At 25.7% G+C, this 23,556-nt stretch carries 24 protein-coding genes; 17 read left to right on the top strand and 7 right to left on the bottom strand.

The genetic code is table 4. The annotated features are described in order from the left end of the window. From trmB to HTZ87_RS01850, 12 genes are all read left to right on the top strand, one after another. Positions 1 to 609: a tRNA (guanosine(46)-N7)-methyltransferase TrmB gene (gene trmB, locus HTZ87_RS01905; RefSeq protein WP_174892880.1), complete on the top strand. Its 609-nt coding sequence runs from the start codon at positions 1 to 3 to the stop codon at positions 607 to 609. A 59-nt stretch (positions 610 to 668) separates the two neighbouring features. Then, positions 669 to 899, top strand: coding sequence for a hypothetical protein (locus tag HTZ87_RS01900; protein WP_174892879.1), 231 nt, complete (start codon positions 669 to 671; stop codon positions 897 to 899). Between the two features lies 1 nt (position 900). Further along, on the top strand, positions 901 to 1,494 hold the full coding sequence (locus HTZ87_RS01895; RefSeq protein WP_174892878.1) for a DNA integrity scanning protein DisA nucleotide-binding domain protein: 594 nt from the start codon (positions 901 to 903) through the stop codon (positions 1,492 to 1,494). 1 nt (position 1,495) lies between these two features. Then, positions 1,496 to 2,971: a magnesium transporter gene (gene mgtE / locus HTZ87_RS01890; RefSeq protein ID WP_174892877.1), complete on the top strand. Its 1,476-nt coding sequence runs from the start codon at positions 1,496 to 1,498 to the stop codon at positions 2,969 to 2,971. A gap of 20 nt (positions 2,972 to 2,991) precedes the next feature. Next, on the top strand, positions 2,992 to 3,366 hold the full coding sequence (locus HTZ87_RS01885; RefSeq protein WP_174892876.1) for a hypothetical protein: 375 nt from the start codon (positions 2,992 to 2,994) through the stop codon (positions 3,364 to 3,366). After that, positions 3,356 to 4,000 carry an MHJ_0274 family protein gene (locus HTZ87_RS01880; protein ID WP_174892875.1) on the top strand — a complete coding sequence of 215 codons (645 nt, stop codon included), beginning with the start codon at positions 3,356 to 3,358 and terminating at the stop codon, positions 3,998 to 4,000. Before HTZ87_RS01885 ends, HTZ87_RS01880 begins: the two co-directional genes overlap by 11 nt. Then, on the top strand, positions 3,993 to 4,607 hold the full coding sequence (gene pgsA, locus HTZ87_RS01875; protein WP_174892874.1) for a CDP-diacylglycerol--glycerol-3-phosphate 3-phosphatidyltransferase: 615 nt from the start codon (positions 3,993 to 3,995) through the stop codon (positions 4,605 to 4,607). The genes HTZ87_RS01880 and pgsA overlap by 8 nt, the downstream gene beginning before the upstream one ends. Before the next feature lie 155 nt (positions 4,608 to 4,762). Next, complete coding sequence (locus HTZ87_RS01870) at positions 4,763 to 5,935, top strand: hypothetical protein (RefSeq protein WP_174892873.1); 1,173 nt, start codon at positions 4,763 to 4,765, stop codon at positions 5,933 to 5,935. Then, positions 5,868 to 7,076, top strand: a complete 1,209-nt coding sequence (locus HTZ87_RS01865) for a hypothetical protein (protein WP_174892872.1) — start codon at positions 5,868 to 5,870, stop codon at positions 7,074 to 7,076. The genes HTZ87_RS01870 and HTZ87_RS01865 overlap by 68 nt, the downstream gene beginning before the upstream one ends. Positions 7,077 to 7,275: 199 nt before the next feature. Beyond that, on the top strand, positions 7,276 to 8,835 hold the full coding sequence (locus HTZ87_RS01860) for an MATE family efflux transporter (protein WP_174892871.1): 1,560 nt from the start codon (positions 7,276 to 7,278) through the stop codon (positions 8,833 to 8,835). A gap of 65 nt (positions 8,836 to 8,900) precedes the next feature. Further along, positions 8,901 to 9,911 (top strand): Cof-type HAD-IIB family hydrolase, encoded by a 1,011-nt coding sequence (locus tag HTZ87_RS01855; protein ID WP_174892870.1) that lies wholly within the window; start codon positions 8,901 to 8,903, stop codon positions 9,909 to 9,911. 305 nt (positions 9,912 to 10,216) lie between these two features. Further along, positions 10,217 to 11,950: a hypothetical protein gene (locus HTZ87_RS01850; RefSeq protein WP_174892869.1), complete on the top strand. Its 1,734-nt coding sequence runs from the start codon at positions 10,217 to 10,219 to the stop codon at positions 11,948 to 11,950. Positions 11,951 to 12,323: 373 nt separating this feature from the next. On the opposite strand, the gene HTZ87_RS01845 is transcribed toward HTZ87_RS01850, so the two are convergent. Together HTZ87_RS01845 and HTZ87_RS01840 are read right to left on the bottom strand one after the other, a co-directional pair. Beyond that, positions 12,324 to 13,256, bottom strand: a complete 933-nt coding sequence (locus tag HTZ87_RS01845; protein WP_174892868.1) for a hypothetical protein — start codon at positions 13,254 to 13,256, stop codon at positions 12,324 to 12,326. Positions 13,257 to 13,334: 78 nt separating this feature from the next. Beyond that, positions 13,335 to 13,781 (bottom strand): hypothetical protein, encoded by a 447-nt coding sequence (locus HTZ87_RS01840; RefSeq protein ID WP_174892867.1) that lies wholly within the window; start codon positions 13,779 to 13,781, stop codon positions 13,335 to 13,337. Between the two features lie 98 nt (positions 13,782 to 13,879). On the opposite strand from HTZ87_RS01840, the gene efp reads away from it, so the two are divergent. Genes efp through HTZ87_RS01815 form a run of 5 tightly spaced genes read left to right on the top strand, consistent with a single transcriptional unit; the run spans position 13,880 to position 17,127 of the window. Continuing rightward, positions 13,880 to 14,443: an elongation factor P gene (efp, locus tag HTZ87_RS01835; RefSeq protein ID WP_174892866.1), complete on the top strand. Its 564-nt coding sequence runs from the start codon at positions 13,880 to 13,882 to the stop codon at positions 14,441 to 14,443. Further along, entirely contained in the window at positions 14,443 to 14,751 is a 309-nt protein-coding gene (locus tag HTZ87_RS01830; protein WP_174892865.1) for an MMB_0454 family protein, read from the top strand. Before efp ends, HTZ87_RS01830 begins: the two co-directional genes overlap by 1 nt. Positions 14,752 to 14,760: 9 nt before the next feature. After that, positions 14,761 to 15,081, top strand: coding sequence for a hypothetical protein (locus HTZ87_RS01825; protein ID WP_174892864.1), 321 nt, complete (start codon positions 14,761 to 14,763; stop codon positions 15,079 to 15,081). Positions 15,082 to 15,105: 24 nt separating this feature from the next. Continuing rightward, positions 15,106 to 16,086 (top strand): MAGa3780 family membrane protein, encoded by a 981-nt coding sequence (locus HTZ87_RS01820; protein WP_174892863.1) that lies wholly within the window; start codon positions 15,106 to 15,108, stop codon positions 16,084 to 16,086. Positions 16,087 to 16,122: 36 nt separating this feature from the next. Further along, the gene (locus HTZ87_RS01815; RefSeq protein WP_174892862.1) at positions 16,123 to 17,127 is read left to right on the top strand and encodes a nicotinate phosphoribosyltransferase; all 1,005 of its coding nucleotides are present in this window, start codon (positions 16,123 to 16,125) and stop codon (positions 17,125 to 17,127) included. A gap of 226 nt (positions 17,128 to 17,353) precedes the next feature. On the opposite strand, the gene HTZ87_RS01810 is transcribed toward HTZ87_RS01815, so the two are convergent. The 5 genes from HTZ87_RS01810 to HTZ87_RS01790 form a co-directional block, all read right to left on the bottom strand. Further along, the gene (locus HTZ87_RS01810; RefSeq protein ID WP_174892861.1) at positions 17,354 to 18,382 is read right to left on the bottom strand and encodes a hypothetical protein; all 1,029 of its coding nucleotides are present in this window, start codon (positions 18,380 to 18,382) and stop codon (positions 17,354 to 17,356) included. Between the two features lie 383 nt (positions 18,383 to 18,765). Further along, positions 18,766 to 19,137 carry a 50S ribosomal protein L7/L12 gene (gene rplL / locus HTZ87_RS01805; RefSeq protein WP_174892860.1) on the bottom strand — a complete coding sequence of 124 codons (372 nt, stop codon included), beginning with the start codon at positions 19,135 to 19,137 and terminating at the stop codon, positions 18,766 to 18,768. Positions 19,138 to 19,175: 38 nt separating this feature from the next. Further along, entirely contained in the window at positions 19,176 to 19,667 is a 492-nt protein-coding gene (rplJ, locus tag HTZ87_RS01800; protein WP_174892859.1) for a 50S ribosomal protein L10, read from the bottom strand. 248 nt (positions 19,668 to 19,915) lie between these two features. Beyond that, positions 19,916 to 20,689 carry a hypothetical protein gene (locus HTZ87_RS01795; protein WP_174892858.1) on the bottom strand — a complete coding sequence of 258 codons (774 nt, stop codon included), beginning with the start codon at positions 20,687 to 20,689 and terminating at the stop codon, positions 19,916 to 19,918. A 100-nt stretch (positions 20,690 to 20,789) separates the two neighbouring features. Then, positions 20,790 to 23,429: a type I restriction-modification system subunit M gene (locus tag HTZ87_RS01790; protein ID WP_174892857.1), complete on the bottom strand. Its 2,640-nt coding sequence runs from the start codon at positions 23,427 to 23,429 to the stop codon at positions 20,790 to 20,792. Positions 23,430 to 23,556 lie beyond the last annotated feature (127 nt).

Raw genomic sequence — 23,556 nt, 5'->3', positions numbered from 1 at the left:
ATGAGATTAAGACACGATAATACAGCACAAGATAAATTAAATAATTCAAAATTTTATTTAAATAAATTCCCAATTTCTTTAAATAAAACAGATGTTATTGAAATAGGAGCAGGAAAGGGTGAAATGATTGCTCAATTAGCTCTAAATAACCCTGATATTAGATATTTTGCGATTGAAAAATATCCTACTGTTGCTAATAAAATTTTGAACAAAATTAATGAATTTAACTTGAATAATTTATTTATAATAACAGAAAACGCAGATAATTTGGCAGAAATTTTTGAAAATCAAGTTGATAAAATTTGATTAACTTTCAGTGATCCATGACCTAAGAATGCTCATGAAAGAAGAAGATTAACTTATAAAAAATATCTTAGTTTATATGAAAATTTATTAACTAAAGATGGTCAATTACATTTAAAAACTGATAATGATGGATTTTTCAATTATTCTGTTGAAAGTTTAATTGAAAATCAGTGAGAAATCATTGATCAAACAACCGATTTACACAACTCAAAATACAATGAAAATAACTATCCTACTGGCTATGAATTAAAATGATCTAGCAAAGGAAAAAACATTAATTATTTATATGCTAGAAAAAAATAGCATTTTATTAAATTAAAAGTTTATAATATATATTAACTATATAGAAAAAGGAGGCGAAAATGAATAAAGAAAATAAAAAAATTGACTTCATTCAATTTAGAAAAAACGAAATTGAATACGCTAGAGCAAAAGCTTTATATAAAGATAATAAAGTAAAATACTCAAATGAACAAAAAGAACTTCCGTGATATAAAAGAGATATTTTTTATAACTCGTTTGGAGCTGTTGTTGCATTATTTTTAATTGCTACATTTCTTGTGGTTGCTTATGTGGTAGGGAGAATAGCTTAAGATGAACGTAGTTAATTATGTTATTTTAGGTTTTGTTATTGCAATTTTTATTCTAATTTTAATTAGTTTAATTGTTGTGATCATACCTCATATAAAAAACTGGTTTAGTAACTATTTCAAGAAATCTAAATACGATAAATTGGGACGTAGTAGTCAAATTCGTTTAATTAACCAACTTAGAGAAAGTGTTGAATATTTATCTAAACACAAAATTGGTGCATTGATAACAATCGAAAACAATGATAATATTGATAATTTAAGAACAGATGGTATTGTTTTAAATGCAAATATTTCAAGTTCGCTTCTAATTTCTATCTTTAATAAAAACTCACCTTTACATGATGGTGCAGTTGTTATTCGTGATAATAAAATTTATTATGCTTCTACTTTTTACAAAATAACTAAAAAATCACTTGAAAGTGATTTTGGTTCTAGACACCGTGCTGCTATTGGAATTTCTGAACAAAGTGATGCTACTACAATAGTAGTTTCTGAAGAAAATGGTAGTGTAAAAATTATGAAAGATCGTAATATTACTTCTGTAAAAATCGAATATTTCCAAGAGGAATTAATTAAATATTTAATTGAAAAATAATATGGAAAATAACAACATAGAACAATTACAGAACCAAATCCTTCACCAAGAAATAGAAAATTTAATAGCAACAAAAAGTGTAAAGTTATTAAGAGAATTAGAAGAAGAAACTCCACATGCCGATTTTGCTAAAGCGGTAGAGAGTTTAACAAGTGAACAACAAATATATGTACTTAGAATACTAAGAACTGAAGAAGCTGCAGAAGTTTTTTCTTATTTAGATGACGAAATCCAAACAAATTTAGTTATTCAATTCAGTGATGACTTGGGTGAAAAAGTTTTACAAGAAATTGAAACTGACGAGTTGGCTGATATTATTGAAGACTTACCGGTTAATATCACAAGAAAAATTTTAAGTAGCACACCAAAAGAAAAAAGAGATAAAATTAACCAACTTTTATCATATTCAGATGATCATATTGGTAGTTTTATGAGTGTTGATTTCTCAATCTTAAAATCAAATTGAACCGCTAAAAAAGCAATCTCAAAAATTAGAGCCGATTATAACAAAAATGTTTTAATGGGACACAACTTTTATATCGTAGATCAACAAGGTAGACTGGTTGGTGATATTACATTAGAGGAATTAGTCTTTTCGGACGAAAATGTTTTATTAGACGAAATTTATAATGCAGTTGCAACAGTTAAAACTACTGACGATAAAGAATATGCTGCTCAAATATTCTCAAACCATGATAGATCTACTTTACCCGTTGTTTCATCTGATAAAAGGCTAATCGGTATGATTACTTCTGATGATATTATTGATATTATTCAAGATGAAGCAACTGAAGATATTTATAAAATGGCCGGTATCCGGGACGAAAATGTAGAAGATAGTTATATCAAAAAATCAATCAAAAACATTGTAAAAGCAAGGGTATTTTGATTGATTATCTTAATGATATCGGCTACAATGTCTCAATACATTATTCAAGAATTTACCGCAATAAGCGAAAGTTTTTTTAGTAGTGTAGTTCACGTAACTATATCTACTGGTATTATAACTTCTTTAATACCAATAATTAGTGGAGCAGCAGGTAATGCTGGTTCACAATCATCAACCACGGTTACTCGTGCTGCATCTTTAGGTGATTTTAAAAATCACGAATATGGAAAAGTAGTTTGAAAAGAAACTACAATTGGGATAATAATCGGTTTAATAATGTTTATTGTTAACATAATTAGACTATACATATATTATTCAATACCATTTTTTAGAGATCCATCTCTTAAATGAGGTGAATTATCGTTCATAATAATCGCTAGCTCACTTTCTTTATGATTAGTAGTTATTTTGGCAAAATTTTTAGGTACAGTAATACCTCTTTTAGCAATTAAATTAAAAAAAGACCCAGCGGTAATGTCTGCACCGATTCTAACAACTTTATCTGACGCATTAGCTACATTAATTTTCTTTGGGTTAAATATACTAGTAATGTATATTGCTTATGCTGCAGGTTTAATAGGGTCATAGATTATTAGGGAGAATTAGTAATGGAAGAAAAATTAGAAGATAACGTTATTGATTTTGATAAATTAAAATCATTAGCCGAAGAATATAACGAACACAATCAAGAAGCTAAACGCATTAAAAAAGAAATAGAAAGCGAACTTGGTGGGTTAGATTTCGAAATAAACGAAAGATTAAATGATGGTGGAGTTTTAAGTTATAAACCATCTACTACAGTTACTAAAGTAGATAGAAAAATGCTTTTAAATCTACTTTATAAAATTATTATCGATGCTGATAGAGAAAATGAAAAAATACCAAATGATGAAGAACTTAAAGACAAAATTCAAAGTGAATGTACAGTTGAAAAAGAAGTAAAATGAAAAGTTACAATCAAGAAAGGTAAAAATGTTAATTAAAATCGACAGAATGTTTGAAGAAGCTAACACTACAACTAAAAGTAGTTCTATTAGTGCGTTAGGTAGTGGGAATATAATAATTTGAGTAATATTAGGTGTTCTTTTAACTTTAATTGGGGTTTATTTTATATACTCATATGTAAAAGAAAAAATTGAGAAAAAAAGAACTAGAATTGCTGCAAAAGAGTTCGAAAATGATTCTATTAAATATCGTTATGAATTAATGATAAAAGTTAATAAATTAATCGAATTAAACACAAAAATTCATGATAATTTTGTTGTAAGTATTGGTGAATATAAAATGGGTGAAATTAATAATGCAACAAGAGAATTATTAGATACTATGATGAATTCATACGAATACAAGACATTTATTATTCCGGATGAAAAATTAAATGATTTAAAATTAAAGTTAAATATGTTGAAAGATTTAAATTCAAATCTTTGAAATAAAAAACTAAATGATTTAATTGAATTTTTCAAAAAAGAAGAAGTAAAAATTCATAAACAAGTTACAGAACAAAACAAAACAGAAATCGAAGACTTAAAAGATGCAAAAGTAATTCATCAAGAAATTGAAACAATGCATAGTGAATTTTTAAGTAAAAGTAAAAAAGAAAGCGAAAATGAATAGTTTACACAAGAAAAAAATACCAAACGCTTTAACTATTTTACGTATTTTATTTGTTGTTCCAGTGGTTGGATTATCTATATATTTTTCGAATTATAGTTTAATAAACACTAATGAAAAAACAATAATAATATCACTTATCTTAACTTTTTTCATTATTGCTATGACAACTGATTTTATAGATGGTTATTTAGCTAGAAAATGAAAAGTAGTATCTACATTTGGTAAAATATTTGATCCAATTGCTGATAAACTAATGACAACAACTGTTTTACTTTTTTTAAGTGTAAATAACTTTTTACCATACACTTATTTAATATTGCTTATTTTAAGAGATATAATTGTAGATGCCTTTAGAATTATTATGTCTAAAAATAATGTTAAAGTTGAAGCGATTAAAACTGCAAAATGAAAAACTATGACATTATCTATTTCTATTGCACTTTTATTAGTTTTAATTTTAGTTGATATAAACGTTAAAAATCATTTTATTCTACATCCAAATTGAAGTAAATGAGTTTATTCAATTTTCTTTATAGTTCCAGTATCGTTATCTACTATTTCTGGTTACTTATATTACAAAAAAGCAAAACCATTTTTATTTAAATAAAGAAGCATATGCTTCTTTTTTATTGTTCAATATTTATATCCCATAAATATTTTCATATATAACAAGAGTTTTCAAAATAATATCAAAATCACTATGCTTATAGTCTTATTTCATATATAATAAATTGTAAAAAAATTTAAAGAGGTCTATTTATTATGAAATTAAACAAAAAAGTTTTAAAAAATATATTAATCACACTTTCGGGAATTAGTGTCGTAACAACAGTTAGTTGTTCGCAGTCTCAAGCTAAACAAGAGGTAAAAAAAGAAGATAATTCCGGTACAAACGCGGATACAAATGTTGTTAAGGAAAATGATTCAACATCAGATAATGTAAATAACAATTCTTCTAACGAAGAGAGTACAACCGATTCTACTAATGATTCAAAAACAAAAGTTGAAGAAGAAGAAGTAACTACACCTGCAGATTCAACAAACGAAAGAACAACTGAAGGAACTAACAGTGACTCTTCTTCTAGAGAAGGTGAAAATACAACTACTGACGAAAAACAAACAGAAGAAGTTGATAGTAATTCTTCAACTGGCGAAACATCGTCAGATGGAAGCGGAAGTACATCTGGAGATAATTCATCTACAGGTGAAGCGTCTTCAAGTGAAGGAGATAGCACTTCAGAAGGGTCTAAAAGTGATTCATCTGAAGGTGAAACATCTTCTAGCGAAAGCGAAAGCACACCTGACGGTGAAAAACAAACTGAAGGAACAGGTTCTTCAAACGGGGAAACACCTTCTTCTGGCGAAGGTACAACAACAGGAGAAAAACAAACAGGAGGGGCTGACAGTGATTCATCTGGCGAAGTAACATCTCCTGATGAAGGAGAATCTGGTGGCGATGGTGAAACTGAAGGAACAATAGGTTCAAACACTGATGATTCCGGAAAAGAGAATCAAAAGCAACAGGTAAAAGTTTTTGTTGTAAACCCAAAATTAAATAAAGAAAAAATGATCGAAATAATTAATTCTAAGTTAAAAAACGGACAAGTTAAATTATATAAATATGCTAATACAGAATATTTTGGTGTATATCGTGGAGGAAGCAACGAAGAAAATAGATTTTTTAAATTTGATGTAAATTACTCTGAATCAAATGTTAAACTTGATTATCCTGAAAATGCTAAAACAAAAACTTTCCTAGGAAATTGAGATGCCGATAAAAAAGTATTAACAATTTCATATAAATATAAAGAAGAAACAATCGAGCAATCATTTAATTTATCAAATGATGAAAGTACAACAGATGAAAATGGATCAGAAGATTCATCGAGTTCTTCTAGTTCATCTTCATCTTCAAGCGAGGTCAGTAACAACTAACGAAAATGATTTTCAAGAAAACAGCATAAATGAAACGGTTTTTGTTAGACCTCCTTTTGGTGCAATATTTGAATTAAAAAATCATAATAATTTCCCAAACATAGTTACAATATTTGATCATTTGGATAGTCCTGGTAAGAAAAATAATAATAGATACAGAGAAACAAGTGCTAATACAAATGAATTAAGTCACAAAAGTAACGGTTCATCTTTAGGTTCACAAGAAGCGAGCGAATTTCTTGCGATACCTAAATTAATGAAATATTATAAAAAACATTCTAATGATAATTCACTTGTTATTTTTGGTGGTGACACTAATATAGAAAATGATAATTTCAATTTAGATAAAAACTTTGATTCTGATATAGAAAAAGTGTTAACTACTCTTGGAATAGGGCAAAAATACTTTACATCAATAAACAGAGATGGTACAGGATATGTTCAACCATACGATAAAATGTTCTATCTTAACGGTGAAAATAACTATTATGATGTTATAAATGACAAAGATGATCCAAAATTAGATTTTAAAATAGATATAATCAAAGAATTTAATAAGTTTTCTAATAAAGAAGAATTTAAATTAATGAAATGATATAAAAGAAGTGAAAATGAAAACTGAAATATTAGAAATCGTTTATCTGATCACGCTCCCGTTTATCTTGATTTAAATGTTAAAACAAACGAGAGAATCAACACTTCTAATGCGATAATAAATCCAAAAAAAGATAGTAATCATTTGAGAATTGCGCATTGAAATATCCTAAACTATGGAAATGATGATTTAAATAAATACAGACGTGAAAAAGAATTTAAATATAAAGCTATTGCTAAATTCATTGATAATTCAGGTTTCGACATTGTTGGACTAACAGAAATAAATGATAACGGTTCTGTTGCGGTAGATTTAATTTTAGAAGAATTAAATAAAAATAATCACAATAAATATAAAAAAATTGTTCAAAGTGTCGATGATTCAAGTTGAAAAAATACAAAATATAGTCATTTTGACGGTAAACAAACTGAACAAATAGTAATTATTTACAATTCAGAAATTCTTAATAGTGTTAACTTTAATAATAATAAAAATCATCTAACATATAGAGAAAAAATTAAACTATATGGAGAAATTAAAAAATAAAATTGTTTTAATATACTAAAAAGTCTCTTTTTGGTATATTTTTTTATTAAATACTTACTTATTTATAATAATTATTTATAATAGAATTAACTTTTAATTTTTATTATGAAGGAGTTAAAAATGAGTAAAAATAACCTTATAAACCAGTTTTTTTCTGGCTATTCAATTAATATTAGAAATATAAACAAAAATTAAGAAAATGTATAAAAAAATAGCTAAAACATTTTTATCTCATTTTCCATCAAGTAAACAAAGATGACTATTGTACTCAAAAATAGCAATTCCTATTATTTTTTCAGGTATCATAGTCTCATTAAATGGGTTTATCGATAACTTTATGGTTACCGATATAGAAGGTGGTGTATCTGCTCTAAGTTTTGCTAATGGTTATTCCGCAATAATAGGTGGTTTACTTATTAGTATCAACATTGTTGGTACTTCTATCTTCGGACAGTATCGAGGTTCTGCTAAAAAAGAAGAAACGATACAAGTTGTTAGAGCAAGGTATATTTTATCTTTTGCTCTTTCGATAATGTTTTTTACAATAATAATGTCAGCTCCGGCATTTTTTATGAGTTCGGTTGCAAAAGGTGATCCAAATGATATTTCATACCAAACAGTAGTTAAATTAGGTACAGATTATATTAAAATAATTGCCTTTTCATGACTTATTACTGGTATTAATTTTTCAACAATTTCAATCCTTAGAGAAACAGGAAATGGTGGTGTTTCGTTTTTTGTGTCACTTGCTTCCTTGCTTTCGAATGTTGTTTTCAATCTTATTTTAATACCTAGATACGGTGTTGTAGGTTCTGCTTGAGCTACAATAATTTCAGGAATAGTATCAATTATTTTATCTTTAATTTTTATTAGATTAAAAATTAGAAAATATTTAATTAATCCTTTTAAAATCTTTAAGGTTTCAAAAGAAATCTGAATTCAATTCTTTAAAAGAATGCCAAGCTTTTTATTAAGTTCAACAAACTTTGTTTTTGTTGCTGTTAGAGTCTTTTTATGAGCTGCCGCTTTCCCGATTGGTTCTCTAGGAGCGCATTATAGTACACAATACTATAAACATTGAGGTCTAAGTTCTGGTGATGTTTTAGGAATTACAGCTTCACTCACAAATATATTTACTGCCGCTTTTGGGGTTGTAGGATCTAATATAGCACTTTTTGTCGGACAAAAATTAGGTAATGACGAGTTTGAATTAGCAGAAAAAAATGCTAAAGAACTTAAAGGATTCCATGTTGTTTTAGCTTCGGTTTTATCCTCGATATTTGGATTTGTAATCATTTTCATTCCATATATGTCATTTTTATCAAATGGTATTCAAGAAAATGTTCAAAATAATCTAAGAGCTGAAGGAATTACAGATGCAACAATAATAGCTAAAGAAAAAGCGTTAGCGTCTTATTACTATTTAAAAGAAGTTCAACTTACTTCTATTTCAATCGCCGTATTTAATCCAACTTGAATTTTCTTTGCAACTAGCGTAAGAATACTAGAAACAGGTGGTAGAAATAATGTTACTGGAATAGTAGTGTTCGTTACTGGTGTATTACAAATGGCGTGATTAGCTTTAATTTCATACTTAATGGTACCTAACACATTAAATTCATTAAAATATCCAGTTGGTTTCTTCTACTTTATATTCTACTTATCTGATTTAGTTAAAATGTTTGTTATAGAAATTTTATATATTAAATTAGATTGATTAAGAAATATAACAAAGGTGTATAATAATAAAAAATCTTAGTGTAACCTAAGTTTTTTTATGTTAATTATTAAAATTTATTTCTATATAAATTTTTAAGGAGTTAAATGATAAAGCAATTTTATACAAATAATGAATTTAAAGATAATAAAATTATCCTTAATGATTCGAAAGAAAACTTTAATTTAAAGGTTAATGATTTGATATCAATTTCGTTAAAAAATCAGGAGAAGCAAGTTTATAATATTTTATCTATTGATTTTTTAAATAATGATGTTATTTTAGAATTAGAACCTTACACAATTAAATTAGATAATATCGATAATTTCTTTTTTGACTTAGATAGTACTTTGTTAAATTCTAAAAGTATTATAAATGAACCTAATCTTGATAGATTAAAGGATCTAATTAGTCAAAATAAAAATATTTTTGTAGCAACGGGTAGACCACCTTTTACTGCTTGAGATATTGTAAAGAATGTACCTACTAAACATCCTATGATTTTCGCAAATGGTTCTATTATTTTAAATAATGATTATTCTTTATTAAAAACATTTCATATACCAAATGAAATAGGAGTTAAAATTTATAAAAAATTAGTAGAATTAAAATACGATTTCTTAGTATACACTCCTGAATTTGTTGCGGGTTATAACACTTATAAAACAGATTTTTTTGTAAAGAAAAAATATTTCTCAAGAATTAGAGACGGTGAATACAAAGAAGGTGATTTTACAAAAGAAATTAAAGATTGAACCTTTTGTAAATTCTTAGTTCTAAAAGCAAGTAATCCTATTGAAGAGTGAGATAAAATACTAAATTTAGAAAATGAATTAGATGGTATTTACGGGGTTGTGTCTCAAGAACCTTTTCTTGATATAATGAGTGTTGATGCAACTAAAGGAAATGCTATTAAATATTTATTAAATAAATATGATTTAGATATAGACAGAACATTTAGTTTTGGTGATGCAGACAATGATGAATCTATGTTTGAAGTAACCAAATATTCTGGAGTTATGCCAAATGGTATGGTTAGTGTTCAAAATACAGCTATACTTACAATGCAAGATAATGATACAAATTGATTTGATGATTTTATAAAAAGCATTGAATAAATTATTATTATACATAATTCAAGTACGTTGAGTACTTGTTTTTTATTTTATTTTTTAGACCTATTTTATTTTTTTATATGCAAATAAAAAGCATAAAAAACTATGCTTAAAAATTTTTTTTATGCTTTAAATTTACCGATTTTTAACTAATTGAAAAAGTAATATATATTCTTATATATTAAATTTTTTCTTTAAAATTAAATAAAAATATAAAAAATTCAAGAATTTTTGCTTTTTTATATTTTGTGTATAATATTCCAAAATTAAAATTAAAGTTAAATATACGTAACTGAAATAGGAGTTTTATGAAAAAGAGAATAAAAATTTGACTATCCAGTTTGTCGTTGTTCGGTTTACTTAGTGCAACAACAACTACTGTAGTTATGGTTAAAGGTTATCAAACAAATCAAAAGGAATATCAAAAGAAGAAAAAATATATTAACAACTTTATCCTTAATATTGATAACAAAATTGAAGATATCAAGAACAATGATTTTTTAGGAAATGAATTTACTTTACTTGAAAACTTAAAAAATCAAATGAATGATACAAAGAATGTTGATATTGATAATATCGATGATTACATAACCAATTATAAAAACAAATACAATGAAGTGTTTGAAAAAATTATATACAAAGTGCACGACGAAATTAACAACGAGAACACTAAAATAGATGAATTATTAAAAGATGTTGAGCTTGGAAGCGATGGTTTTGATCTAGAATTTAACAAAGAAATAAATAAACTTAATGAACTAAAAAAGAAATACGAAATAGCTAAAAACAATATTAATCATGAAGGTGATGGCTTTGGTGAAATTGTCAATGTTATTGGTAATTCAAAAGAATCATTATTAAATCTAGTCACTGAAATTAAAGTTAAATCTAAAGAAAAAGTTAGTGACAAAATTGATACTTCAGTTAATTGAATGGAATTAATTGATTTATCTAATCAAGATGGTATAAATGGTAATGATTTAGAATGAGAATCTGCAAAAGGTGTAGAATTACCAAATATATATGAAGAAGTTAATAACGCGATTGAAAAAGCTAAAAAAGAGAATGGTGATAATTTAACAGTCGAACAATATAAAGAAATTTATTCAAATGTTAAAAAAATCATTAGTAACGCTCAAGATAAAATACAAGAAATAAAAGAGGAATATTCATCAAAATTATCAGACCAAGCTGGTAGAGAAGAAACTAATAAATACGGTAATTCAGTTACTTTATTTAGAAAATATTTTGCATATTTATACGCTGTTCCTTACACAGGAGATCAATATATAAACTTTTTAATGAAAACATATGAAAAAATATATGGTTTCATAACTGCTGAACCAAATAAATTTAAGTATATTTCTGACATTTTTAAAGATATTGATGATCAAAATAAAATGGAAGAAGCGGAGAAAGAGTTTGATAGAATTGTTAACCAAGTTTTAGAAGAAGTGTGATTAAAAAAAGGACACTACAACGGATCTAACTCTAGAGGAGTAGAGTATGTTTGACGTCATATGGATACATTTTGAAATGATGAATTCGGTACTATAAGTGCTATTAGAACTTTAAATGCAATAAAAGATCCTGATACAACAGATAAGAAATGATCTTATTCAGAAAGAGTTAAATATACTGAAAAACCTGATGCTGATAAATTATTTTCACCTCTAACTTTTGCTCTTAGACCAATTGAATCATTAATTAAACAATTTGGCGAAGATAATAAACATATTAGAGTATTAATTAAAAAGAAAGATGCGATAGTAGAAGAAATTAAAAAGTTCACAGGTAATTTTCAAACAAACGAAAAAACAGGAAAAGAAAATTTAAAAGAAATCCACGCTTTATTTGAGAAACTTACAAATGTTTATTTTGAAGCTATTGATGCAATAGTTCCAGGAAACGATTCAGCTACATTTGTATGAGGTGATGGAATGGATTTATATTTTAAAAACGCTAAACACATAAAAATTGGACATTTTCCTAATTTCGATAAGTTAGTATTCGGTACAATTAGTACCACAAAAAAAGATTAACAATTTAGTTTAAAACTGCATACAAAAAATCAAGCACAACTAAATGCTTGATTTTTATGTTTACAATTAATTCAACTAAAAATAGCTTATTTTTTTAATATCCAACAATTTATTTTCTTTCAAGAATGAAAGTGGAATAAAGATAGTATATAAAACAAAAGTGTAAATAGGAATAATTATTACTGATCTTAAAACAATTGGATACATTAAAATTAGATAACGATTTGATAATGTATAAGCTTTACCTAAGTAAGTATTTGCAAAAATTATAAATGCAAAAGGCCCTCAAATTCAACGAGATATAACTATTAAAGAAACAATTAAAAAGTAAAAAAGTATCATGTAATTTAATTTAATTTTTAATTTTTCTTTTTTAGTTTAAGAGTGCTCATATAACCATAATATTAAATGATAATATAAGGATGCCTGAAAGCACAGATAAACCAATCATAGTTCCAAAAGATAAGTAAGATAGTCCTAAGAATTCTGAAATTCTGTATCCTTTTTTCGCAACTCTAGGATCTCCGGTTTTGTATATAAATACTCATATTAATGCTGCGAATGTTAATACTAAAAATATATCCATAAAAATATAAGATAATTTTTTGTTCTTTTTAAACATATCAATAAAAATCGATATTGTAAAAGTTGAAATTATTGGTACTATTGCGTAGACTCAGTGATAAAATCCTATTTTCCCTGAAATTAGTAAACCAAAAAAATCAGCAATAAATGATAAAAGAGAACCTTTATATTTACCGAAAAAGAATGCGAATATGATATAAAAGACATATTCAAAGCTAAAACTAATTGTTCTTGCGATAGTGTAGTGTGTTATAGTTGTTAAAATAATAAATAGCCCTAAAAATATACCGGCTAGGCTTATTTCTTTAACTGTAAATGAACCATTTCTACGTTTTTTTGCTAGTTTATGATCTATGAAAAACAATTGATCTTCATAAACTAATCCTGCTAAGATTATAAATCTTATTGGTGTTGTTAAAATATTACCTATAACTAAATATTTATAATTTTGTAAATATTTGTTATTAGTATCTATTTTAGAAAAAAGTATGTACTCCTTATAAGTTGTGTTTAAAGTAAGTGATAAAAATATTGCAAATATTGGTCAGATAATTAAATTTAATTCATTACTTTCCTTTAAACCAAAAAATGTATGTGCTCCAAGGTTTCCGAAGATATTTATTAACCCTAAAATAAACAATAATAGTGTTATTATAGTAGAAAAAGAATTTTTTCAGAAGGCACTTCAATATTCTTTAATGTTGTTGTTTTCTATTTTCATTAATTTATTTTAGCACAAAAACAGTTTGTAAAAATTATATAAATTTTTTTTATAGAATATGCGAAAATCGCTCATAAATTACTGTGAATTATATAAATTTTTATTTGCTTCCTTTTTTTGAGGATATATGTATGTTAACTTTGTAAAACTATTATCTTGAGTAAAGTAGAATTTAACTTTATCTAAAATTGCAAGTTCATTGATTTCGCTAACTCTTACATCCTTAAATTGTTCGTCAAGTTCTGAAAGGAACTCGAAAAACGTTGCATTCATTCGATAAAAATTATCAAACAGAATCGACATTTCTCATAGGGAGTTGTGATCATATAATTCAATGTAATTTTGTTGATCATTTTTGTTGTAATTAAATACAACTTTACCTAATAATAAATCATTATCAACTCGCATTATTGGTAGTAAATATTCTACTTTATCTTTGTTATATTCTTCAATAGAATGTTTTAGTCTGTCCTTAATTTTGTAAAGTTTAAACAATTGTATTTTATACATCTTTTTATTTTTCATTTTTCCTCCGTCTAATATATAAAAAAAGTAGAAAAATGGAACCGAAAAAAGAAAAAATAAGTATAATTAATATATTAATTATAAATTAAGGAGCAAATATGGTAAATGTTAATGAATTTAAACCAGGTATTACATTCCAGTTAGATGGAGAAATTTATATTGTTTTAGAGGCACAACACTCAAAACAAGGTCGTGGGCAAGCAAACGTAAAAGCTAAAGTTAAAAATTTAAGAAGTGGTTCAACAACTATTAAATCATTCACAGGTGGAGATAAAGTTAAAAAAGCTCATATCGATAAAAGAAAAATGAGTTTCTTATATTCAGACGGTGAAAACATTATTTTAATGGACGGTGAAACATTTGAACAAATTGAAATATCAACAAAATTAGTTGAATGAGAATTAAACTTCTTAAAAGAAGGTTCAGAAGTTTTAGTTAGAAAATTCGAAGAAGAAGTTTTAGATATTGAACTACCTGCAAATATCGTTTTAGAGGTTACTTCAGCTCCAGATGCTGTTAAAGGTAACACAACAACAAACCCACAAAAGAAAGTTATTGTAGAAACTGGTTTTGAACTTGAAACACCTATGTTTATTAAAGAAGGTGACCAAATAATTATTTCTACTGAAACCGGTAAATACGCTGGAAAAAGTAATAAATAATGAGCTGAATTAATGTTTCATATCATTCTGATCAAGTCTATGTTGTTCAAGAAAGTGCAATTTTAGATTCTATAAAATTGTGTTTTGCTAATAACAAACAAATTAAATTAGTTAATAGACCTAGAATTAGTATTGATTCAAAAAGAAATAATTGTTATATTTTCTTAGATGTCAAAGTTAAATTAAATAGTAATAAAAAAGTTAATGTTATTATAAAAGAATTAACCAAAAGCATTGAAACTAGCGTTAAAAAGTTAATTAATATCACTCCTAAAAATATTCAAATTAGCTTATTATCCTTATACTAATATAGATATATGAAAAAAAATCAAAATATAGATATTAATTTTGCTATTCTTAGAAATAGATTTATTAATGATATTGATAGCGAAATTAAAAAAGTTGAAAAAAGAAGGAAGAAAAACAAAAGTGATCAGAAGTATTTAACTATGTTATCTAACTTGAGAAATCAACTTTATCATAATATCATCAAAAGCGAGGACTTAAGAATCAACTACCTTGCTTTTTTAAAAATAAAAAAAGAATATAACATAAAAAAAGTATCTAAATATATACTTTTAGCAGGAGTTTTATTTATTATTGTAGTTATTTCGATAATACTTTCTGCACTATTATAAAACTAATAAATTTAAGGAGTACCTATGAGTAAAAAAGTTAAATTTCATTTAAGTCAAAGAAACAAAAATATTTTAACTTTTGTTATAGGTATATTATTAATAGTTTTATATATTGGTGCAGTAGTGTGAGAATGAAATGATAGAACAAAAGACGTTTGAGATTTTTATCACAAAAACCCTTCAATTATTAGAGAAATTAACAAATTAGCAGCTAGCGAAAAAGATTTTCAAAAACAGAGGATAATATATGAAAATATATTACCAAATGCTGTTAATGATTTATGAGGTGGAAGTACCCATTGATTTACATTCATGTGTAATGTTTTAATGGCGGTTTCTATTTTATTGCTTCCTTTCTATCATAAATCATTAATTGCACATAAAATATATTTTTCAAGTATGATTTACATCATTATAGTTGTTATTGTATTTTGATCAGGAACAATAACCGATTCTACTATTTTAGGATACATGAGTTGAAATGACATTTATAGAACTATAATCTGACATGTTATTGGACCTGCAATTGGATTATCTACATTAATATGACAACGTAAAAAAATTAAAATAAGCAATAAAACAATATGAGCAACTTTTGTCTTTCCTGTTTTATATCTTATATTTGCAAGTACAATTTATTTTGTTTCATACAAATATAACAATTTCAATAATTTTCAAAAATTACCTCCTTTATTTGAAACTAATTTACCTAATGATATTCCAAAAGAATTTAATAGAGAAATTGACCGTGGTATAGCAATTTATTCTATAATATCATTCCAACACCCATTAGGATATAGAGGAAGTAACGTTTACTTTAAAGTTATTAATATTATTTTAATTGTTTGCTTTTCATTTCTAACATCACCAATAATTGGATTTATATTACGTAGAGTGCTTAGAATTAGACAACCACATGAAAATAATTTACCAAAAGTTTGGTTTGTATCACCTACATCATATAAAGGTATAAAAAAACAAACTAAGGAAGAAAACAAAAAATAGTTACCTAGGTAACTAATTTTTAGAAAAGGATAAAAAATGAATAAAAATGAAAAATATATTGCTAGTTATTTTCATAAAACTGCACATATATTAGCTAACGAAAGACCTAATAATACTATTATTATGCAGTTTTTCCAAAGAAAAGACGATTCAATTCTTGCTGGTATAGATGAAGTTTTAGAATTTTTAAAAAATAATACAGATATTTCAAAATATAAAATAAAATACCTTCCAGAAGGTTCTAAAATTAATAATTTAGATGTTGTTTTAGAATTAGAAGGGCACTACCAAGATTTTGGTATTTGAGAAGGTGTTATTGATGGTATTTTATCTAGAAATACATCAATCGCTACAAATGGATACAAAGTAAAAAAAGCTGCTAGAAACAAAGAAGTTATTTTTATGGGTGATAGAGCTGATCATTATATAAATCAGGAAATAGATGGTAGAGCAATTAAAACAGGTGGAATCACAATTGTGTCAACATTAGCCCAAAAAGAATGATGTAAACAAGAAGGTTTTAGTGTTTTCGGAAGTATGCCGCACGTTTTAATCCAAGGATTTAATGGTGATGTTGTTGAAGCTACTAAAGCGTTTATTAAACATTATCCAGATACTAAAATTATTTCTCTAGTAGACTATCACAATGATATTATTAAAGATTCATTGAGAATATGAGAAGCTTTTGGTGATAAAGTTTGAGGTGTTAGAATTGATACTTCACAAAATATGGTTGATCATATGTTTGATAACCAAGAACCACATTATGGTGTTAATCCGACTCAAATTATTAATCTAAGAAAAGCACTAGATCAAGTTGGAGCAACTAATTATAAAATAGTTGTGTCTTCAGGGTTTAATGAAGCTAAAATTACTGAATTTGAGCAATTAAATGTTCCTGTTGATTATTATGGTGTAGGTCAATCAATCTTTAAATTGAACAACTCATTCTCAGCCGATGCAACCATTTTAAATGGTGAGCACCAAGCTAAAGAAGGAAGACAATATCACCCAAACCCAAATTTAATTGAATATAAATAAGTTTAACTGCATATGCAGTTATTTTTTATAGCTTAATTTAAGGATGGAAAGTTATACATTTTATCAAACTTTTTAGCTTACATTATATTAATTTTATAAATATATAACATTAAGACCTACTTTATAAGGTTTGACTAAATTTAATGTAAAACATAATCTATATTTTAGTATTTAAAAACCCCAAATCCATTCTGGATTGGAGGTATAAGTTGTAAAATGAAACATTTTATTTTAAGGTAACTTTTAAATGTAAATATTTATTATTTTTAAATCCTTCTTGTAAAATTTTACCTTCAGGTAAAATATCTAAATTAATTTTAATTGCATCTAATGAATCAAATTCAAGTATAGAACTAAGATGCTCTTTTTTTAATGTAGAATATTTAATGTTATTATAAACATTTTTTAAATCTTCAACTAAATCTGAATTGGCATCACATTTAAATTTGTGATTAAATAATTCTAAAAACCATCTTACATACACGAATGTAGATTCGTCATTAAAATGAATTCCATTAATTACACCATCGAATTCTTGCATAACTTTATCATCGACTAAACCTCATTGTCAAGCGTCATAATCTGCTGTTTGTGCATCTAAAATTCTATAATAAAAAATTCTATTTTTAATTTCTAAAATATCTTCTAACGAATATCTAAAATCAAATTCAGGCACTTGATATTCATCATCTAAAAAGAATTTTAAGTCATCCAAATGAAGTTTTAAAGTTTCGATTTCTTGATCTGAAATTAAGTAATATTTATTATTGATAACTTGATATTTATCTTCATTTCCAAGTAATTTTAAAAGTTTTTTATAACCCTTCTTGTCAAACGGAAGTGTTTTATCTGATTGGAATGTATTTGGTTTAACTAAATTTCAAAACTTAATTATAAAGTCATTAATATTAAAACCTTGTATTTTTTTCTCTAGTATAACTTGTTTTTTAGGTTTTATTTCATCATTTTTAGATGATGTTTCTCCACTTGTTTGTTCTTTTAAAGAATTTTCGATAGTTATCAATAAATTATGTATATCTTGAGGATCAAAAGAATATTCAGCCACTGTTAAATATTCACGGCTTTCTAGCAAAAATATATCGTAATCAAGGTATAAATCATCTGTAATTACAAGATATCTTGTATTATCTTCAAATATACTTGTACCAACTTTTAATAATTCTTTATCATTTAACTGATTTTTAGTCTTAACTAAACCTATTTTTTTATAAAAATTAATTTGTTCTAGTTTCATGCTTCTCCCTCTCAAATATACTTTAATTATGACATATTTTAAGAAAATATAAAACAATATTATTTTGCTTAAAATATGAAAAAATACTACTCCCATATGAATTTAATTAATTTAATTTTTCATTATTATAAGGCAAGATTTTACTGAAAAGATCTTTTATATCTTCAACTAAATACAAATAAGGTTCCTTAGAATAAAAATCTAAATCTATAATGGATGCAGCTGTTAAAAATTCTGAATCTGCTCATATAAATCGATCTATATCTAAATATAAATTATCAGTTTTAAGTTTATGCAATTATTTTTTTATGTCTTAATTTGAGGTATAAAAGTATAAAAAAATATAACTCGTTTTTGAGTTATATTGTATTTATCAAATTTAATTATTCAACTGAAACTTCAGCACCCGCTTCAGCTAAAGATGCACGGATTGGTTCTGCTTCGTCTGCACTAATGTTTTCTTTAATAACAGCTGGTAAGTTGTCAACAACTTTTTTTGCTTCCATTAATGTTAATCCAAGAACTGCTTGAACTGCTTTAATAACTGGAATTTTTTTACCGTTATCTGCTTTTAAAACAACTTTTACGCTTGATTTTTCTTCAGCAGCACCTTCTGCTGGAGCAGCAGCAACTGCCATAGCAGCCATAGGGTCGATTCCGAATTCTTCTTTCATTGCTTCAACAAGTTCCATAACTTCTTTAATTGACATTTCTTTTAATGATTCGATAAATGTTTCTTTTGTTAATTTTGCCATAATATTTTTCCTTTCGATTAATAAATTATATTATTATATTATTCTGATTTTTCACTATACATTTTAAGTGATAATCCAAGTTGTTGTAATGGTTGCATCATTGAACGTGCAAGGATTGCAAGAGCTTCTTCGTATGTTGGAAGAGTAGCAACAACTTTAACACCATCGGCGTTAACAACATTGCCTTCGTGTGTTCCTGCTTTAATTACAAATAATTTGTGTTTCTTAGCGAAAGCTACAAATAATTTAGCAGCAGCCATAGGATCTTCTGAAAATGCGAAAATGTTAGGTCCAAGTAAGTATTGAGATAATTCACTTAAACCAACTTTATCAGCAGCTATTTTAAATAAACGGTTTTTGTATACTTTAATTTCTACTCCAACTTTAGCAGCTTCGTTTCTTAATGATTCTAATTCTGCAACTGTAAGTCCACGGTATTCAGCGAATACGATTGATTGTGTACTTTGAATTTTCTCAACGATTTCAGCAACAACTTCTCTTTTAGCTGTTTTAAATTTTGATTCTGACATTTATGCCCCCTTTCAAAATTAATTATTGCAATACGGGAACAAATAGTAAGTTAATATACATTAGGTAACATATTTAAGTTTTCACAGTTACTGTCTTTACGTATTGCTTTTTAATTATATTAGATTTTTATAAAAAGCAAAACAATAAATCCATTTATTTTAAAGCTTTTTTGAATTAAAAATAACAAGTATTTATTGTTATTACTTGTTATTTTTTAATAATTAATTATTGTTTCATAATGTGGCATTTAAGGTCTTTTTAATGCGTAAGACATTTGGTATGTTTTAGTTTCTGTGTTAGAAAGTTTTAAATCTAATTCGAAATTAATAACTACATAATCACCTTCAACATTAGGTGTAACATTAATATTTTTAATAGTTATATCAGTTGGTAAATCTTTAGTTATTATTTCATCGTTTGTAATTGATTGTACATTATTATAACTTTCTTTTTTGGTTGTTACATGTTTTTCTATATTTTTGTAAAAATCAATTGCTTTATTATACTTATAATTAGTTGCTGTAACCGTAATAGGAACTTCTACTGTAATCTTTTCTGTTTGTGTAGCTTCATTTTTTGTGTATTGAATATCATAACTAATTGTAAAATGTGTTTTAGTTTTTGTCATTTTTACTGATGAATCTACTATTTTTATGTGATCACCCGGTAAATTTTCAAAAAATGCTTCTACGTTAGAATTTAATTCGAATTCAACAGGATCAAATGTTGTTTTTGTTAAGCTTACTTTATTTTTTTCAGCTTTATATTTTTCTAGTATTTCATCAATACTATTAGATTTATTTTCTTCTTTCGATGTATCGGTTTCAACATTTGTTTTAGCGTTAATATCTGTAGCCGGTGTGTTAACTTCTGTAGTTGTTTCAGTTGTTATAGTTGATTTGTTTTTTTGGGTTTGTGTCTTTGTAGAGTTATTATCATTTGAACATGAAATTGTTGCTATTGGTAAAATAATTGATGATAAAACTCCAGTCAATAAGAACATTTTGTTTTTTAATTTCATTTTATTCTCCTAATATTTCAAATTTTATATTTGATTTGATAGCACAATTATAAAGAATAATTTAATTTTTGGAAAAAATGATAATAATATTTATTTATATTTATTTTCCTTCAAGTATTTCTATAAATTCTTTTAGAGCGACATTATCGGCTTCGTTACCACTTAATTCTTTTAGAAGTGAAGCTAATTCTGTTTCTGATTTTTTAATTGATTTATTTATATCTTCTAATGTTTCGCCATATTTTTCATTTAAGGTATTTAATTTAGAAATAAATTCATCAACTATTTCATTTAATTTATTTTTAATCTTATCAAATGAATCTTGTGTTCATTTGATAAATAATGTTTCCATTAATTCGTTGTTTGATAATGATAATAGTTTTTCTCATGTTTGAGTTATGAGAAATTCGTTTAACTCTTTTAATTGTTGTTTAGCTTCTTTTTCGCTATTTTTAGCATTTTTAAGCTCTTCTTTTATTTCTTCTTTTGATTCATTTTCTGTTTCTAAATCGTCTTCTTCATTTTTTAACTCATTATTTAATTCAGTTATTTTATTTTTTAATGAGTTTAAAGTTTCTTGTAATTTTGTAGCTTTTTCTTTTTGGTCTTTAAAATAGATGTTTGCTATTGTTTGGTAATCAACTAATTGAACGTCTCACTCTTTTAATTCTTTGTTTTTCTTTGACTTTTTATTATTTTCAATTTCTAATTCCGCTTCTTTAAAGTCTTCAACATATTCTTTTATAAAATTATCAGAAATTTCATCGTCAAATGAATTAATTTTTTCAATATCATTTGAAATCAATTCTATTATGTTGTGTAGCAGTTGATATAATTCATATTTTTCTAATAAAGGAATTTCAGTTTGGTCACTAAAGAAGAAGTCGTTAAATTCTTTTTCAAAAACTTGAGAATTAAAGTTTTTGAAATTATTCATATCTTTAATATGATCTCTTAAAAAAGCGTCTATTTTATTTAAAACATAATTATAAACATTTGAGTATTCTGTTATATCATCATTATTTCAAATAGTTTCGCTAATGTTTTGAATATTTTTAAAATTATAGTAATTTTCTTGTTTTAAACTTTTTTCGAACAATTCATCTTTTAAATTAGGAAATACTTTTCAATATTCACTAAATTTGTCTATTTCTTGTTTTGAAATACCACCATTAATAATTGAGTATAAATCGTACTCTTCTGGTTTGTCAAAATTATCTATATATCTTGAAATGTTTAAGTTAAAGTCGTTTTCTTTAATTTCTTTGTAACTCACAACTCTAGAAAAGTTGTTAATTTCACTCTTATTATTTACAGCATGAACTATTTTCTTAATGTGTGAAACATTGAACTTATTATGACTATCAAATTTAGCGTATAGTTTTGATGCATCGATAAATTGAACACTACCGTTAGAATTGTTGTTTTTCTTTAATATCATTATTATTGTTGATATACCAGTGTTAAAGAACATGTTTGAAGGTAGACCAATAATTGTATCTATAGCAAACTCTTCAACTAATTTAGTTCTAATATCTTTTTCGCTACCACCTCTAAATAAAACACCGTGTGGTAAAACAATAGCCATAATACCATCGTTATCTAAATGGTAGTAAGAGTGTAATAAGAAAGCAAAATCAGCTTTACTTTTAGGAGCTACACCATAAGAAGAAAAACGTGGATCTGTAATTGTATTATCGTTTGGAGATCAATCTAAAGAGTATGGAGGGTTAGAAACTACCGCATCAACTTTTTGTGGTTCTCTCACACTTGGATCACTATTTTTCTTAAATGGTCAATCTTCAAGCAATGTATCACCTTGTCTAACTTTAATAAGTGAAGGTTGAATACCGTTCATAATTAAATTCATACGTGTTGATACATAAGCATCATTCATTTTATCTTGTGCGTAGTATGTAATTTTATTTTTAGTATTTGTAATACGTTCAAATTCTTTACCTAAATTAAGTAATAATGAACCTGTACCAGAAGTAGGGTCATAAATTGTAATTTTTTCTTTATTTTTTACATGGTTCCCTATGATTTCTGACATTAATACTGATACTTCATGTGGTGTATAAAATTCACCATCTTTTTTACCTGAACCTGTAGCAAACTTACCTAATAAATACTCATAAATATAACCTATTACATCATAATGTTGGTTATCTACAGGTATTTCATTAACTGTTTGCATTAAATCACTTATGGCTTTTGTTTGGTTTTTATCGTTTTGTTCATTTGATTTATCTAATGTTAAAAGAAAAATCTTTAGTAAACCTTTGTATAATTCTGTAAATTGTTCTTCATTGCTTTGATTTACTTTATTATCAAAACTTAAAATTGCTTTTCTTAAAACTTCAATATTAAAGCTGTAAGGAGAACTTTTATCATTTTGGTACTTAATTCATGTTTGGAATAAGTATTTATAAGGAATATAGTAACCTAATTCGCTAATTGCAACTTCTTCAATGTTTTCGATTGTTTCTTTAGAGAAACCGTATTTTTTAGTTTCATTTGTTTTAGGATCAATGTGTTCTAAATCCAATTCTTCCATTTGTTCAAAATTAATACCTTCATTTGTGTAAATGAAGTCAATAACTTTTTGAGATAAAAATTTATAGAAAATTAAAGGTAAAATAATGTTTTTATAATCTTCAGGATTAAAGTTACCTCTTAATTTATCTGCAGAATTTCATATTTTAGCTGATAATTCTTTTTTACTAACGCTTTTTTTCATTTGTTCTCCTTAAATATAAATTTAGTATAAATAAATTTTAGTATATTTTTAGTATTAAATAAATTATAAAATAAATATCAACATTATTTTAATAATTTTAGTTTACTTTTAGTTCTTATTTAGAACA

Origin of the sequence: Mycoplasma sp. OR1901, from assembly GCF_013348745.1 — a bacterium.
In the GTDB taxonomy this organism is placed as follows: domain Bacteria; phylum Bacillota_I; class Bacilli_A; order Mycoplasmatales; family Metamycoplasmataceae; genus Mycoplasmopsis.
This window is presented reverse-complemented; position numbering and strand designations above follow the sequence as displayed.